We start from the raw sequence: 14,956 nt of genomic DNA, 5'->3' as shown, positions 1-14,956 counted from the left end.
TCTGGGAAAGCCGGGGCGATACCAATCTCGATAGTGAAGGATTTCAACAATGGCGCAGAGTGCCGAACACGTGCTCGATCATCTCGAACTTTTCCGCGGTCCAGAATACCAGCAGATGCTGGCCAAGAAGAAGATATTCGAGAATCCTCGCGATCCTGCCGAGGTCGAACGTATCAAGGAATGGACGAAAACGGCCGAATATCGGGAAAAGAACTTTGCGCGGGAGGCGCTAGCGGTAAATCCGGCGAAGGCCTGCCAGCCGCTTGGCGCCGTGTTCGCCTCTGTTGGCTTTGAGGGCACGCTGCCCTTCGTCCACGGCTCGCAAGGCTGCGTGGCTTATTACCGCAGCCATCTGTCGCGGCACTTCAAGGAGCCTTCTTCCTGCGTCTCTTCGTCGATGACGGAGGACGCTGCCGTATTCGGCGGGCTGAACAACATGATCGACGGGCTCGCGAACAGCTATAACATGTACAAGCCCAAGATGATTGCGGTCTCTACGACCTGCATGGCCGAGGTGATCGGCGATGACCTCAACGCCTTCATCAAGACGTCGAAAGAAAAAGGCTCGGTTCCGGCGAACTTCGATGTGCCATTCGCCCATACCCCGGCGTTCGTCGGCAGCCACGTCACCGGTTATGACAATGCGCTCAAGGGCATTCTGGAGCATTTTTGGGACGGTAAAGCCGGAACAGCGCCGAAGCTGAAGCGCAAGCAGAACGGGGCGATCAACATCATCGGTGGGTTCGATGGCTATACCGTCGGAAACCTTCGCGAGATCAAGCGCATCTTGGCGTTGATGGGCATCCAGCACACGATTCTCGCGGATAATTCTGAAGTCTTCGATACTCCGACCGACGGCGAATTCCGGATGTATGACGGCGGCACGACGCTGGAAGATGCGGCCAACGCGGTTCACGCCAAGGCGACAATCTCCATGCAGCAGTGGTGCACCGAAAAAACGCTGCCATTCGTGGCTGGGCATGGGCAGGAGGTCGTCTCCTTCAACTACCCGGTGGGCTTATCCGCAACGGATGACTTTATCGTGGCGCTGTCACGCATCAGCGGCAAGGAGATTCCCGAGCAACTCGCGCGAGAACGTGGCCGCCTAGTCGACGCCATCGCTGACTCCAGTGCGCATATCCATGGCAAGAAGTTCGCGATCTATGGCGATCCGGATCTTTGCTATGGGTTGGCTGCGTTTCTGCTCGAACTCGGCGCCGAACCGACACATGTGCTGTCCACCAACGGCAACAAGGCCTGGCACGAAAAAATGCAGGTGCTGCTTGCAAGCTCGCCATTTGGGCAAGGGTGCCAAGCCTATCCCGGCCGAGACCTCTGGCACATGCGCTCACTCCTGTTCACCGAGCCAGTCGATTTTCTGATTGGCAACACCTATGGCAAGTATCTGGAGCGCGATACAGGAACGCCACTGATCCGCATCGGCTTTCCGGTTTTTGATCGGCATCACCATCACCGCTCCCCTCTATGGGGCTATCAGGGTGGCCTGAATGTGCTGGTGAAGATCCTGGACAAGATCTTCGATGAGATCGACAAGAAGACAAACGTTCTTGGCAAAACTGATTACAGCTTCGACATCATTCGTTGATGAGCGACCGTGCGCGTGCCATCGCCCGAGCACCCGAGGATGGCACAAGCACACGACGGTTGACCATGCAATTAATTTGCGCTGAGAGGAAAAAGGGATGAGTTCACTAGCGGCCACGGTCCAGAATGTTTTCGACGAGCCGGGCTGCGCCAAGAACGGCAGTAAGCCGGAGGCTGAACGCAAGAGGGGCTGCACAAAACAACTGCAGCCGGGTAGCGCTGCCGGGGGCTGTGCTTTCGATGGCGCGAAGGTTGCGCTGCAGCCGTTCACCGATGTCGCTCACTTGGTGCATGGTCCGATCGCGTGCGAAGGTAATTCCTGGGACAATCGCGGCGCGGCGTCGTCAGGCTCGAATCTGTGGCGCACCGCGTTCACAACCGATTTGAGCGAAACCGATATTGTATTCGGAGGCGAGAAGCGGCTCTACAAAGCGATCAAGGAGATCATCGACAAGTGCGACCCGCCCGCCATCTTCGTCTATCAAACCTGCATCCCGGCGATGATCGGCGACGACATCCACGCAGTCTGTAAGGCAGCATCTCAAAGGTTCGCAAAGCCGGTGATCCCGATCAATTCCCCGGGCTTCGTCGGCTCGAAGAACCTCGGTAACAAGCTCGCCGGCGAGGCGTTGCTCGATTATGTGATCGGGACGCAAGAGCCGGACCACACCACCCCGTACGATATCAACCTGATCGGGGAATACAACCTTTCGGGAGAGCTCTGGCAAGTGAAGCCATTGCTGGACGAGCTTGGAGTACGGATTCTTTCCTGTATCTCCGGCGATGGCAAGTATTGCGAAGTCGCTTCATCTCATCGCGCGCGGGCGGCGATGTTGGTGTGCTCAAAGTCCATGATGAACGTCGCACGCAAGATGGAGCAGCGCTACGGGATCCCGTTCTTCGAGGGGTCGTTCTACGGTATTCAAGATTCGAGCGAATCACTGCGTCAGCTTGCCCGCTTATTGGTTGAACGCGGCGCGCCGACAGATCTGCTCGGACGCACCGAAGCGGTGATCGCGCGCGAGGAAGCGTGGGCCTGGGCTGCGATCAAGCCGTACAAGCCCCGATTTGAAGGCAAGAAGGCCTTGTTGATTACCGGCGGCGTCAAGTCATGGTCGGTCGTTGCGGCACTCCAGGAAGCCGGGCTTGAGTTAGTCGGAACCAGCATCAAGAAATCAACCAGGAAAGACAAGGAGCGCATCAAGGAGCTGATGGGGCAGGATGCCCACATGATTGAGGACATGACGCCGCGCGAAATGTATAAGATGTTGAAGGACGCAAAAGCGGACATCATGCTATCGGGCGGCAAGTCGCAGTTCGTCGCGCTGAAAGCGGCGATGCCCTGGCTCGATATCAACCAGGAGCGTTGCCACGCCTATATGGGCTATGTCGGAATGGTCAAGCTGGTGGAGGAAATCGATAAGTCGCTCTCCAGTCCGATGTGGGAGCAGCTACGTCGACCGGCACCATGGCAGGCATTGGCCAAGGCGCTGGAGCAGATGCAATCGCCGGTGGCGGCGATCGCCTGCGATCCGGCGCTTGCCGAAACCGCGCGCCGCGCGAGGAAGATCTGCGTGTGTAACACGGTCGATCTGGGCACGATTGAGGATGCAATATACGCGCACGGCCTGAGGAGCGTCGCAGCGGTGAGAGAGCATACCAATGCGGTCGGTGGCTGCTGCCAGAGTCGCATCGAAGGAATCTTGGTGTCCGAGCCGTCTGCCATGCGACAGGCCGCAGAGTAGGGAGGCGTCATGGCCATCGTCACGGCGCCGACGAAAGCCTGCGCTGTCAACCCGCTGAAGATGAGTCAGCCGATCGGCGGCGCATTAGCCTTCATGGGGCTGCGTGGGGCGATGCCGCTTCTGCACGGCTCCCAGGGATGCACGTCCTTCGGGCTCACGCTTTTCGTCCGGCATTTCAAAGAGGCAGTTCCGCTGCAGACCACCGCGATGAGCGAGGTCGCGACCGTACTTGGCGGTTATGATAATCTCGAGCAGGCGATACTGAACATCTCCAACCGTACCAAGCCAAAGATCATCGGGATCTGCTCAACTGGTGTCACCGAGACCAACGGCGACGATGTGGATGCCTACCTCAAGCTAATCCGGAGCAAGCATCCGCAACTCGCAAAGTTGCCACTGGTGTATGTCTCGACACCTGATTTCAAGGGCGCCTTCCAGGACGGCTGGGAGAAGGCTGTGGCGCGCATTGTGGAGGTGCTGGTGGAAGGGCCCAGCGCCAATGGCCTGCGGGACCCGTCGAAAGTGAATGTTCTGCCGGGATGTCACCTCACGCCCGGCGACCTTGATGAACTCCGTGTCATAGTGGAGGATTTCGGCTTGTGCCCGTCCTTCCTCCCTGACCTGGCGGGATCGCTCGATGGGCATATCCCCGATGAGTTTACGCCCACGACCATCGGCGGCATCGGCGTCGACGAAATCGCGAGCATGGGCCGCGCCGGATGGACGATTGCAATCGGGGCGCAGATGCAGCGTGCGGCAGAGGTCATGCAGGGCAAGACCGGCGTGCCTTTTCGTGTCTTCGAGCGGATGTGTGGTCTCTGTCCGAACGACGAATTCTTGACGTTCTTGAGCGAGATCAGCGGCCGCCCCATACCTTTGAAATATCGGCGCCAGCGCGGTCAGCTCGCCGATGCAATGCTGGACGCGCACTTCCATATTGGCGGTCGCAAAGTTGCTATCGGCGCTGAGCCAGACCTTCTGTTCGATCTGTCCAGCATGCTGCACGACATGGGCGCGCAGGTGACAGCGGCCGTGACGACCACCCAGTCGGAGGTGATCGAGCGGATCAAGACCAAGGAGGTACTCATTGGCGATCTCGAGGATCTGGAAGGGCTTGCCAAAACACACCATTGCGACCTCTTGATCACGCATTCGCATGGCAGGCAAGCGGCGGCTCGGCTGAAATTGCCGTTCTATCGTACGGGTTTTCCTATGTTCGATCGACTTGGTGCGGGACACCAACTATCCGTGGGCTATCGTGGTACCCGGAATCTGATCTTCGAAATCGCCAACCTTGTGATCGCGCACCGTGAGGAAAACGATCAGCCTACGCCCGATAGATGGCGGACTGCGTCCGGACCGCCACGTTGCTCAGGCTATCGCAGCTCCACCGGCGCGGCTGGGGGGGCGATTGGATGAAGGTCGCGTTTGCCACTCAGGACTTGAGTCGAGTCGATGCCCATTTTGGTTGGGCAAAGAATATCGCAATCTACGATGTCACGCCTGGAGGGCACGTATTTCTCAAAGCGATTGAGTTTGAGGGCGATCTTAAGGAAGACGGCAACGACGACAAGTTGGTGCCGAAGATCGAGGCGATCAAGGATTGCGCAATCCTTTACGTCGCCGCCATTGGTGGTGCCGGGGCTGCGCGAGTGGTGGCCAACAAGATCCATCCTATCAAGGTGAACAAGCCAGAAAGCATTCTGGTGTTGCTCGAAAAACTCGAGCGCGTACTGAAGGGCACGCCACCTCCCTGGCTACGCAAGGCCATGGCAAAGGACCGAGCGCGTACGTTCGAGTTCGACGAATGAGGTGATATGACCGCAAAAATAGAGCAGCAGGACAGCGCCGTCGACGCGCCGTTCCTCAAGGAGTTGATCAAGATTTGGCGTGCTCAGGATACCAACGGAGCTTGGGAGGCGAAGAGCGATCTTGAACTGCTCGGACCGTATATCCTGAACAAGCAGAAAAGGCGCGCATTGCCGATTATCGCTGATCCCGATCCCGATACACTGTGGCGGCTTAAGCTGTTCTTCGATGCTGTCGCGCTCTCGATCGAGAGGGAGACCGGCGGGATGATCCAGCCGATTCTGGATCTGCATCATGAAGGCTTCGGCCGCATGGTGCTCATCTCAGGCCGGCTGATCGCCGTGAACAAGCAGCTGCGCGACGTGCATCGCTTCGGATTCGATAATTTCGTAAAGCTTGCGCAGGAGGGCGACAAATATGTCAGTGACGGAATCGACCTCATTCGGAAATTTCCGGACGTGGCGAACTATTGGGGATACTCATGAGCGATCGTGAAACACTGAAGGCCGAACTAAAGAAAGTATCCGCCAAGGCGATACAGGCCAAGATGGATCTGCACGACCTTTCGGAAGAGTTACCCATCAATTGGACATCGATCATGGTGGTGGCGCGAAAGGCGCACGATGCCTATGCTGAATTCGAGCGCAAGAGTCGTGACTTGAAGACGCTCGAAAATAGTTAAAGGAGCCATGCATGTCATTTGCAACGCGCGACGGCCGCGACTGGACGCCACAATACCTGAGCTCGATCGATGCCAAGAAGTGCATCGGCTGTGGTCGCTGTTTCAAGGTGTGCGGTCGAGATGTCATGACGTTGAAAGGAATCAGCGACGAGGGCGAACTTGTCGCGCTCGATGATGACGAGGACGATGAGATCGAGAAGAAGACTATGGTTCTGAATGATCAAGGCGCCTGCATCGGGTGTGGTGCATGCGCCAGGGTTTGTCCGGCCAACTGCCAGACTCACACTTCGGCCGTTTCTGAAGCGGCGTGAGCGAGCACACCTCGTCCTGTCGCGGCACTCATGGTTGGGACGGCGCGCCAGAAGGATCTCAATCAAACATTGAATGGCTAGATCGCGCGAGCTAAGGCGCAAGCATTGCCCGGTGGTGGTTGGGCGACGGCTAGGTTATGCCGATGCAATCGCCGTTGCTCACAAACCGCTCGTCTCCAAGGTCCGCCTATTCGTCAAAGGCGAGCCGTGCCTCCCGCGGCGCTAAGTAGATCGATGTGCCCGTCATGATGAAGTCCGAAGAGCACAGGCCACCACGTGGGGCGATTTGATCGGAGGGGATGCTGTGCATGTCTGCTTGCGATCAGGAGAAGCTTACTTGCCCGCCGCACTGCCGATCGGGGATAATGATGTCTGCCTAGATAATCGATTCTATAGAGAACGTGATGTGCCGGGAACACCTTAGTTGGTCTTTTTGCGCACGCCCGGTTGCGGAGGACATTTCGCTGCCCAGCACACGGTGGTTGCAATTGAGCAGGTGGACATCGATAGCACATCGCAAACCAGGACACGAAGCACTTGGCACGCAGGTCTCTAACTGTCGTTGGCGGGTACCTGGTCGGGCCGCGTACCCATCTGCTGATAGGAACCTGCGAGTCATTATCATTAGACGTCGGTCTTTTTGACGGATCGGCAGCAGGCGATCTTACGTCCGATTCTACCCACAGGATCGCGGCTTGTCGCAGCGACTATCTGTAACTCACGCGCAGAGTGCGTCGGGTAGTCGCGCCGAAGCGCGCCGAGTTGCTTTGGTCAGGTTGTGGTCAGCTAGGAATTCTATCCTAGCCGGCAGAGCTTGCACGGCACGAGCTCAATTGCGTGCAACTTTGCCGATAGGAGAGCGCTCTCATGTATGGCAGAAGCGTTGGCTCATCCAGCCAGTTCACAACCGGTAACCAAACTGACGATTCATCAGAAGCGGGAGATAGTCCCCGGTTTGCGGAAACAGTTGCAAGAATGGAGCGAGGTGGGTCGTCATCCGAACCAGCGGCGTCATACTCTCTCGTTTCCAAAGCGCCCATTAGAGAGATCGACCGAGATTCCTTCTTGCGCGGAGCTGAGAGATTCTTGCGCAGTGATATCAGGCACATTGCCGAGAACCCAGAAGAGTACTCGGACTTCGTCTCCCAGAAGGCTGAGCGCGCAGCGACGGTTGCTGGAAGTTACGCCAACACCTACGACGATCCAAATAAGCCGGCACGATTTTACAGCTACCGGTTGGGCGACGAAGTTGTCGGGCTTCTAAGGGCAGGAGGCCCGGCTCGGATTAAAGGAGACCATTTTCAGCAGCAGTTTGGGCGCAACGATATCACATCCGTCGTAGATCTTAGGGTGACTCATCCGCTTGTCGAGAACGCTGGCGATATCTTGCTAGAACATCAACTGCGAGAGGACGGGGACCATCCGCTGATCTTGTCGCGGCCGGCCCTAGCGGGCATGGAACCTCGTCTAGCGGACATGGGTTTTGTTCAGGTGGGTCGTAACCACTGGGTGCTTGATCCTCACCAGCGCCCCGATGTGTGGGCGAAGAACGAGAACGACGAGTGGCAGCGGGTAGGCAAGCCTACGAAGTATCTTTCCAAAGATGGGGGCAGTGATGTCGGTCCTCAGAGAAGCTACGAAACGGATTCGTCGGACGATGACCCTTCATTTTACTTGGAGCGCGCTCTTAGTGGGATGCACATGGAGTAAATTGGCTGCAATAGCAGCAGCGGGCCTGAAATGACGGACATTTGACCGTTCTATCCCGGGCTCAACGGTCTTGCTTTAAAGGGGGCGCACGCTCGCTGCGTCGCCCCCGCCGGCTGAAACGTCCGTTCAACCTTTCTCCGAAGGCGCTTACGAAGCTGCGGTGGGATGCGCGATCCGAGGGGGCGTAACGGGGGCTCCCTACGGAGTAGCCATCAACGAGCAGCAATGACCAGCCACCGCAGGCAGCTATCCGGCAAATAGTGCAGAGGGCTTGGACCCGAAAGCTGCAGCGGCACGGCCTTCATGGAAACGGCAGCAAGGCCCAAAATTGTCGAACTGATTGGTCTGAATTATGCGTCGGGTAATTGGGTGAGCCAGCAACGGCTGGCTTGCGCGTTGGATCACCACAGACACTATCAGCCCGGCACTTGTACGGTTCTTGCAGGTTGATTGCAAAGCGACAATAAAAAGCGTCTTGCAATAAATGGGCGATAAATGAAGCCAAATCCCATCTACTCGATCTGCAGCTTTAACGACATTCCGAGCCGCCAGGCCATGGGATTCCACCTCATGGTCGTCGATGATCACGGCAATCACCGGCCGTGGTCCATCATTGTGGTGCGCTGGGGCAAAAAGGTGCTTGGCTACGCCAATAAATGCCCACACAACGGCGTCAATTTGGACTGGGAGCGGAACGAATTCCTCGACCCATACGGTATCCGGCTGATGTGCGGCAAGCACGGTTCGACCTTCGAACTCGGCACCGGCCGGTGCGTCGAAGGTCCATGTCAAGGTAGAGCTCTCACGCCGATCGCGTTGGCAGTTCTGGATGGTGATATCTGCGTCGTTGGTGTGCATCTTGTCGAAGAAGTTGCATCGGCCCACACCTGAAGACCGCGCTCAGACGGGCCGGTTCTCGTTGCGGTTTTTCACGGGCTCCATCCTCTTTAGCCCGTCGTCGTACGAGATCTCCTCATAGGACAGGTCGAGATCCTTTGCGGCATCGAGGAGGTAATCAAGCTTGCCGCCCGGATCGAGCTTCTTGATTTCGTCCTTGTTGAGCCCCACCAGGTCCATCATCTCCTTCCAAACCGTGGATTCATCGCACGGTAGAATATGGAACATAATATCACCTAACTTCACTCGGTACTTCGCCAGCAAGTCAATGTTGTTGCAGAACATGAAGTAGCTGCCGGTTGGGCTTAAGGCGCCGTCAAGCACGGTCGCGACGTCAGCAAGATAGGCGAAGGAATGCAGGTAGCCGGCCAGCACCGGAATAGTGCGTTCGCCGTCCTGCGCGATCGTCAACACCTGCTCAATCGAATATTCTGGCGGCCGTTTCTCGTCCGCGACCTGAGTCTGGAATTTTAGTGCGACGTCGCCGCGAAAGCCGAACCTGCCCGGCTTGGTAGTCCCGCCTTTGAGTACGGCATTGAGCAGGCGGCCCTCCTTCTCAAGTCTGCCGAGTGCGGTGTTCTCGATTGCAGTCATTAAATTCGTCCTCGATCTAAGCTCTTCACCGACGCCTTTGCCGGTCCCAGATGCGATGCAAATTGCTTGCCGTCGCATGAGTAGGGGCCTTCGCCGTAGCTTAGAAAGAAAATGCCTCAGTGGCTGCGATCGCATCAAGGAGCCTTGTCGGGAACGCGACACCGGTTCCAAAGCAAATAGGCGCGATCCGAAAAAGTGAGCATCATCAAGCGCCTGCGCGCTGGCACGTGGCTTGCCCTTAGCAGCTATATCCAAGCTGATGAGGGAAAGCCGTGATCAACCTGACGGATAGCGCAGTGAATGCAATCAAGAGCGCGATTTCATCCTCGACGCAACCGACTGGCGGTCTGCGCGTCATGATCGAAGCAGGCGGCTGCAATGGATTCAAATACAAGATGGGTCTGGTCGAAGAACCGAAGCCTGACGACACCGTGATCGAATGCGACGGGCTGAAGGTGTTCGTCGATAACAAGAGCTGTGAGCATCTGATGGGAACGACCATCGATTTCGTAATGGCGCTGGAGAGTTCTGGCTTCACCTTTCACAACCCGAACGCCACCGCGAACTGCTCATGCGGAAAATCGTTCAGCTCATGAGACAAATCGTTCAGCTGCTGAGAAGGTCATCGGAGCATGCCGGCGGAACCGGACAACTGAGGCAATCGTCGTCCACTGCGACAGACCGAGAGCGTCGCATTCGCGGCGCAATCGAAGAGATCCGACCCAATCTGCAACGCGACGGTAGCGACCGTCACCTGATGGGGATCGATGGCAGCAGGGTCATGGTCAGGCTCACCGGTGCCTGCACGTTGTGTAAGCTTTCGATCGTGACGCTGAAAGGCATTCAGGCGCGGCTGGTCGGTAAACTCGGCGAATTGGTTCGCCTGATCCCCGTCGCTGCTGCAGGCGAGGCAGTGCATTGAGCGAAAATCGAGTGCCGATCTACCTCGATAACAATGCAACGACGCGGACGGATCCATCCGTTGTGCAAGCCATGTTGCCGTTCTTCACGGAGCAATTCGGCAATGCTTCGTCCACGCATGCCTTCGGCAGCGAGGTCGCAGTCGCTGTGAGGCAGGCCCGGCGTAGCTTGCGGGGCCTACTAGGGAACGCATACGAACATGAAATCGTTTTTACCTCGGGAGGGACTGAGGCCAATAATGCCGCGGTCCTCTCTGCGCTTGCGATGCAGGAAGGCCGCGACGAGATCGTCACCACCTCAGTTGAGCACTTCGCCGTTCTTGCGCTAACCGAGCAATTGGCGGCAAGAGGAGTCAAGACGCGCATCGTACCCGTAGATGCCCACGGCCGGCTCGACATCGAGGCGTTTCGCGGCGCACTCGGGCCACGTACAGCGATTGCCTCGGTTATGTGGGCCAACAACGAGACCGGAACGATGTTTCCCGTGGAGTTTCTGGCCGGGTTGACCCGTGAGGCGGGCGCGCTGTTTCACACCGATGCGGTCCAGGCCGTCGGCAAGGTGCGCGTGAACCTAAAGGACAGTGCGATCGACATGCTGTCGCTATCCGGGCACAAACTGCACGGCCCCAAGGGCATCGGCGCGCTATATTTGCGCACAGGGACAAAATTCCGGCCACTGATCTGCGGCGGATCACAGGAACGAGGTCGCCGCGGCGGGACCGAGAATATTCCCGGCATTGTTGGTCTGGGAAAGGCCGCCGAGCTTGCGGCGGAGCGGCTCGAACCGGAGCGCGTTCGCATTGGCGCGTTGCGCGACCGCCTTGAGCAGGGAATTTTGCACAATGGCGAGTGCGTTGCGCTCGGCGATATCAGCAATCGATTAGCGAACACGGCCAATATTGCCTTCGATCATCTCGAAGGCGAAGCCATCGCCCACCACCTCGATGGAGCGGGCATTGCCGTGTCGCTCGGATCAGCCTGCAACGCTGGCTCAATGCAGCCATCCCATGTTCTGCGTGCCATGCAGGTGCCGGCGTGGCGGATGCGTGGCGCGGTGCGCTTTTCCCTGTCCCGTGAAACCTCCTTCGCGGAGGTCGATGAGGTCGTGTGCGCAGTGTCCGACATCGCGGCTCGCCTTCGCGCCACCTCCCCCGTCGCAGTCAGGGAGTAGACCTCGTGAAAATCATGATCCGCCGGTCTCCGGACGCGGGCCTGTCAATCTACGTGCCAAAAAAAGATCTCGAAGAGCCAATCGTGGAATCCGAGTACGAGACGCTATGGGGCGGCTGGATCAAAGTAGCTAATGGCTGGGTGCTCGATTTGCCCGAGATGGCGAGCGACACACGGCTACCGATCACAATCAACGCAAAAAAACGGGGTGACAACGGGGGCGATCCATGAAGGCGCCCCCGCAGATTGACTTTGTCGATGCTGCCGATGCAAAGGCGACGCTCGTGGACATCGCTGCCGGCCTGAGGGCCGCGAGCGTCATTCCCTATCTCGGTCCTGGCCTCACCGAATTGTGCAGATCCGATATGCCGACCACGCCAGAGGCGTTGGCCAGCTTCTTCGCGAGCAAGGTTGCGCTGCCGCGGAGGGCTAGGGGCAATGCGTGGTGGTCGGCGCAGCATATCGAGATCAGCAAACACTGGTCCTCCGTGACCGCATTGATGACGTAGGCCTTCGCTCGACCGGTCGAGCCGACGCGGTTGCACCATCATCTTGCGTCCCTGTCGCTGCCCGTCATAGTCGACGCCTGGTATGATGCCGCCATGCGCTCGGCGCTGGGTAAGCGCGATGGATGAGGCGAAGTGCAGGGTATCACCCGCATCGGCATTGGCGAGAATCGCTGGTATCGCTTTTACGATTCGCTTGGCCAAGAGGTCGACAGTGCCGTGGCCGGCACCTGGGCGACGGTGTCGTACAAGCCGCATGGCAGCGTGCAGCCGGCCAACAACTTCCTTATCTCCGACGCCGACTATGTCGAGGCGTTGACCGAAATCGACATTCAGACGCCAATTCCGGACATCATCAGGGAAAGGCGAACCGGACAGACCTTCCTCTTCATCGGCTGTCGCTTCAACGACCAGCTCTTGTGTAGCTATGCCCGGCAGATCATCAAGCGCTCGGCCGACACCCTCTATGCGATCGTTGATCCGGACGCGCTCTCTCGCAACGAGCTCCGCTTTCTACTCGAGCAAGGCCTTACACCGCTTGCGATTGGGCTCTCTTGCGCGGTTGAGATACTGATCACCCATTAGTGTCCTTGTGAAGCCGAATCCCAGCTCCTATCGACATATTTGCGAGAGCCGCAACGCGAGAAGACCCGTTCAGATGGAGCCGGGTTCCGGCACTCAGCGCCAGAATGAATGCGCAAGCTGTGGAGCGTTGCGTGAGAATGACGACGTATCTGTTGCATTGTCAACAAGCGCATCATTGCATGCTCTTACATGCCCCAGCGCCGATCGTTTCCGCTAACTCGTTGGCGTATGGCTCCAATTTCATCGTCTCCGCCATGGCATGCAAGTTGCTACCCAGCTTCTTGAGGCTCGCTCACGGATGGTCCTTGGGGGGCCGATGATGCCTGCAGGGAAAAATGAAAATGAACGCGGTCGTCGGACGCGGAAAATATGTCAAAGCTGTAGTGGATAGCGGCAAGATGAAGCCGGCCGCCCAGCATAAGGGCTGCCGCGCTTCGGCCAAGACCGGGCAGGCGAGCTGCGGCTCGCAGGTAGGTCAAGGCGATCTGCCGATCGAAATCTGGGAAAAGGTCAAGAACCATCCCTGCTACAGCGAAGAAGCGCATCATCATTACGCCCGCATGCATGTCGCGGTCGCGCCTGCCTGCAACATCCAGTGCAATTACTGCAACCGAAAATACGACTGCGCCAATGAATCGCGTCCGGGTGTGGTTAGCGAGAAGCTCACGCCTGAGCAGGCGGTAAGAAAAGTGCTCGCGGTCGCGACCACCATTCCGCAGATGACGGTCCTTGGCATCGCTGGCCCCGGCGACCCCCTGGCCAATCCAGCAAAGACGTTCAAGACGTTCGAGCTGGTCGCCAAGGCGGCTCCGGACATCAAGCTGTGCCTGTCAACCAATGGACTGGCTCTGCCGGACCATATTGATGCCATCGCCAGGTCGAAAATTGACCACGTCACCATCACTATCAACATGGTCGATCCCGAAATCGGCGCTAAGATCTACCCGTGGATCTTCTTCAACCACAAGCGCTACACCGGCATCGACGCGGCAAGGATACTCACCGACCGCCAGCTGCAAGGCCTCGAGATGCTTAGCGAAGGCGGTATCCTATGCAAGGTGAACTCGGTGATGATCCCAAACATCAACGACGACCACCTGATCGAGGTCAACAAGGCGGTGAAGTCGCGCGGTGCCTTCCTTCACAATATCATGCCGCTGATCTCTGCGCCCGAGCACGGCACAGTATTTGGCCTCAACGGTCAGCGCGGACCGACAGCCCAGGAGTTGAAGGCGCTGCAAGATGCTTGCGAAGGAGAGATCAAAATGATGCGACATTGCCGCCAGTGCCGCGCCGATGCGGTCGGTCTACTGGGGGAGAATCGTAGCGCAGAGTTCACCACCGATCAGGTCATGAGGATGGACGTCCAGTATGACTTAGAGATGCGCAAGGCATATCAGGCCAGGGTAGAGGATGAGCGTGCCGCCAAAGTCGCGGCCGCCCAAAAGGAGCTTGCGGAATTTGCCGGAGAGACGAGCGCGATCACTCTTCTAGTGGCCGTCGCAACCAAGGCCTCGGGGTTGATCAACGAGCACTTTGGGCATGCCAAGGAATTCCAAGTGTACGAACTTTCTACATCCGGCGCCAAATTCGTCGGCCACCGCCGCGTGGACGTTTACTGCCAGGGCGGTTATGGCGAGGAGGACAGGCTTGCTGCCATCATGCGTGGCATCCATGACTGCCATGCGGTCTTCGTGTCCAAGATCGGCGGCTGCCCGAAAAGCAATCTGATCAAGGCGGGGATCGAGCCGGTCGATCAATACGCCCATGAGTTCATCGAGAAGTCGGCGATCGCCTGGTTCAAATCCTATCTGGACAAGGTGAAACGCGGGGAGATCCAGCACGTGCAGCGCGGCGACGCTGTGATCCGGCAAGGATCTCTGATCTCTGCAGCGTAAGGGGGAATATGTGCCATTCAAGATCATCGCCTCGCAGTGTACGAGCTGCTCAGCCTGCGAACCGTTATGTCCGAACGTTGCCATCTCGGAGAAGGGGGCGAGCTTTGTCATTGAAGCGGCGAAATGCACTGAATGTGTTGGCCATTTCGATGACCCGCAATGTGTCGCCGCCTGTCCGGTCGACAATACCTGCGTGGTTGACACATCCTTGCCTCGCTACCAGGCGCCAGCCTAAAGCGTGAGGCCGATGATTGGCATGCCAAGGGCTGGTGATGAAACCGTCGTAAGCGTCGTGCTGCGCGTTGGCGTCGGCCCAGGCGCCGACGTTCGGTCCTCCATCACGGACGGCGACAGCGCTGGATTGCCCTGCGATCGTGCTGTTGCTGGTCGGTAGCATGGCCCTGGTGGCCATTTCATTGCGCGCGATGGTCCAAAGGCGCTTCGCGATGCCGAGCGCGGCCTTCTCGGCAGCGCTGCAATCGTCGAGGTGACTGACAGTGCCGCGCCACGATGTAGTGATGCAG

At 57.9% G+C, this 14,956-nt stretch carries 16 protein-coding genes and 1 pseudogene; 16 read left to right on the top strand and 1 reads right to left on the bottom strand.

The features are described from left to right. Positions 1-49: 49 nt before the first annotated feature. The 9 genes from nifK to GGD62_RS30260 all read left to right on the top strand — a co-directional run bounded on the left by nifK (position 50) and on the right by GGD62_RS30260 (position 8,753). Positions 50-1,606 (top strand): nitrogenase molybdenum-iron protein subunit beta, encoded by a 1,557-nt coding sequence (gene nifK, locus GGD62_RS30300; protein ID WP_104461849.1) that lies wholly within the window; start codon positions 50-52, stop codon positions 1,604-1,606. Positions 1,607-1,703: 97 nt separating this feature from the next. After that, positions 1,704-3,350, top strand: coding sequence for a nitrogenase iron-molybdenum cofactor biosynthesis protein NifE (gene nifE, locus GGD62_RS30295; protein WP_183257939.1), 1,647 nt, complete (start codon positions 1,704-1,706; stop codon positions 3,348-3,350). Positions 3,351-3,359: 9 nt separating this feature from the next. Further along, on the top strand, positions 3,360-4,769 hold the full coding sequence (gene nifN / locus GGD62_RS30290; protein WP_183257938.1) for a nitrogenase iron-molybdenum cofactor biosynthesis protein NifN: 1,410 nt from the start codon (positions 3,360-3,362) through the stop codon (positions 4,767-4,769). Continuing rightward, on the top strand, positions 4,766-5,161 hold the full coding sequence (gene nifX, locus GGD62_RS30285; RefSeq protein WP_183257937.1) for a nitrogen fixation protein NifX: 396 nt from the start codon (positions 4,766-4,768) through the stop codon (positions 5,159-5,161). Before nifN ends, nifX begins: the two co-directional genes overlap by 4 nt. A 6-nt stretch (positions 5,162-5,167) precedes the next feature. Next, complete coding sequence (locus GGD62_RS30280; RefSeq protein ID WP_183711803.1) at positions 5,168-5,644, top strand: NifX-associated nitrogen fixation protein; 477 nt, start codon at positions 5,168-5,170, stop codon at positions 5,642-5,644. Continuing rightward, positions 5,641-5,841 carry a CCE_0567 family metalloprotein gene (locus GGD62_RS30275; protein ID WP_179733173.1) on the top strand — a complete coding sequence of 67 codons (201 nt, stop codon included), beginning with the start codon at positions 5,641-5,643 and terminating at the stop codon, positions 5,839-5,841. The genes GGD62_RS30280 and GGD62_RS30275 overlap by 4 nt, the downstream gene beginning before the upstream one ends. An 11-nt stretch (positions 5,842-5,852) precedes the next feature. Next, entirely contained in the window at positions 5,853-6,152 is a 300-nt protein-coding gene (gene fdxB / locus GGD62_RS30270; RefSeq protein ID WP_183257935.1) for a ferredoxin III, nif-specific, read from the top strand. Positions 6,153-7,238: 1,086 nt separating this feature from the next. Further along, the gene (locus tag GGD62_RS30265) at positions 7,239-7,862 is read left to right on the top strand and encodes a host specificity protein (RefSeq protein WP_246800354.1); all 624 of its coding nucleotides are present in this window, start codon (positions 7,239-7,241) and stop codon (positions 7,860-7,862) included. Between the two features lie 495 nt (positions 7,863-8,357). Further along, positions 8,358-8,753, top strand: coding sequence for a Rieske 2Fe-2S domain-containing protein (locus GGD62_RS30260; RefSeq protein ID WP_183711801.1), 396 nt, complete (start codon positions 8,358-8,360; stop codon positions 8,751-8,753). A gap of 9 nt (positions 8,754-8,762) precedes the next feature. Here the strand turns inward: GGD62_RS30260 and GGD62_RS30255 are convergent, their stop codons facing one another. Beyond that, on the bottom strand, positions 8,763-9,353 hold the full coding sequence (locus GGD62_RS30255) for a hypothetical protein (RefSeq protein ID WP_183257933.1): 591 nt from the start codon (positions 9,351-9,353) through the stop codon (positions 8,763-8,765). Positions 9,354-9,625: 272 nt separating this feature from the next. On the opposite strand from GGD62_RS30255, the gene GGD62_RS30250 reads away from it, so the two are divergent. The 7 genes and pseudogenes from GGD62_RS30250 to GGD62_RS30220 all read left to right on the top strand — a co-directional run bounded on the left by GGD62_RS30250 (position 9,626) and on the right by GGD62_RS30220 (position 14,667). Further along, entirely contained in the window at positions 9,626-9,949 is a 324-nt protein-coding gene (locus GGD62_RS30250; protein ID WP_183711799.1) for an iron-sulfur cluster assembly accessory protein, read from the top strand. Then, entirely contained in the window at positions 9,925-10,275 is a 351-nt protein-coding gene (locus GGD62_RS30245; RefSeq protein WP_409333973.1) for a NifU family protein, read from the top strand. Before GGD62_RS30250 ends, GGD62_RS30245 begins: the two co-directional genes overlap by 25 nt. After that, on the top strand, positions 10,272-11,444 hold the full coding sequence (gene nifS, locus GGD62_RS30240; RefSeq protein ID WP_183711797.1) for a cysteine desulfurase NifS: 1,173 nt from the start codon (positions 10,272-10,274) through the stop codon (positions 11,442-11,444). Before GGD62_RS30245 ends, nifS begins: the two co-directional genes overlap by 4 nt. 5 nt (positions 11,445-11,449) lie before the next feature. Next, on the top strand, positions 11,450-11,674 hold the full coding sequence (gene nifT, locus GGD62_RS30235; RefSeq protein ID WP_104461836.1) for a putative nitrogen fixation protein NifT: 225 nt from the start codon (positions 11,450-11,452) through the stop codon (positions 11,672-11,674). Then, positions 11,671-12,534: pseudogene (locus GGD62_RS30230) on the top strand (SIR2 family NAD-dependent protein deacylase). Before nifT ends, GGD62_RS30230 begins: the two are co-directional and overlap by 4 nt. A 398-nt stretch (positions 12,535-12,932) precedes the next feature. Next, positions 12,933-14,432, top strand: a complete 1,500-nt coding sequence (gene nifB, locus GGD62_RS30225) for a nitrogenase cofactor biosynthesis protein NifB (protein WP_409333974.1) — start codon at positions 12,933-12,935, stop codon at positions 14,430-14,432. A gap of 10 nt (positions 14,433-14,442) precedes the next feature. Then, the gene (locus GGD62_RS30220; RefSeq protein ID WP_183711793.1) at positions 14,443-14,667 is read left to right on the top strand and encodes a 4Fe-4S binding protein; all 225 of its coding nucleotides are present in this window, start codon (positions 14,443-14,445) and stop codon (positions 14,665-14,667) included. Positions 14,668-14,956 lie beyond the last annotated feature (289 nt).

The organism is Bradyrhizobium sp. ERR14, assembly GCF_014198235.1.
Lineage (GTDB): Bacteria > Pseudomonadota > Alphaproteobacteria > Rhizobiales > Xanthobacteraceae > Bradyrhizobium.
Note: the sequence above shows the minus strand (reverse complement) of the source record. Positions and strands in the feature narration are given on the sequence as shown.

Excerpts from the sequence above, each read along its gene's own strand:
- nifE (WP_183257939.1), top strand. The coding sequence starts at position 1,704 with ATGAGTTCACTAGCGGCCACGGTCCAGAATGTTTTCGACGAGCCGGGC.
- GGD62_RS30245 (WP_409333973.1), top strand. The coding sequence starts at position 9,925 with ATGCGGAAAATCGTTCAGCTCATGAGACAAATCGTTCAGCTGCTGAGA.
- fdxB (WP_183257935.1), top strand. The coding sequence starts at position 5,853 with ATGTCATTTGCAACGCGCGACGGCCGCGACTGGACGCCACAATACCTG.
- nifX (WP_183257937.1), top strand. The coding sequence starts at position 4,766 with ATGAAGGTCGCGTTTGCCACTCAGGACTTGAGTCGAGTCGATGCCCAT.
- GGD62_RS30260 (WP_183711801.1), top strand. The coding sequence starts at position 8,358 with ATGAAGCCAAATCCCATCTACTCGATCTGCAGCTTTAACGACATTCCG.
- nifN (WP_183257938.1), top strand. The coding sequence starts at position 3,360 with ATGGCCATCGTCACGGCGCCGACGAAAGCCTGCGCTGTCAACCCGCTG.
- GGD62_RS30280 (WP_183711803.1), top strand. The coding sequence starts at position 5,168 with ATGACCGCAAAAATAGAGCAGCAGGACAGCGCCGTCGACGCGCCGTTC.
- GGD62_RS30255 (WP_183257933.1), bottom strand. The coding sequence starts at position 9,353 with ATGACTGCAATCGAGAACACCGCACTCGGCAGACTTGAGAAGGAGGGC.
- nifK (WP_104461849.1), top strand. The coding sequence starts at position 50 with ATGGCGCAGAGTGCCGAACACGTGCTCGATCATCTCGAACTTTTCCGC.
- nifB (WP_409333974.1), top strand. The coding sequence starts at position 12,933 with ATGAAGCCGGCCGCCCAGCATAAGGGCTGCCGCGCTTCGGCCAAGACC.
- GGD62_RS30275 (WP_179733173.1), top strand. The coding sequence starts at position 5,641 with ATGAGCGATCGTGAAACACTGAAGGCCGAACTAAAGAAAGTATCCGCC.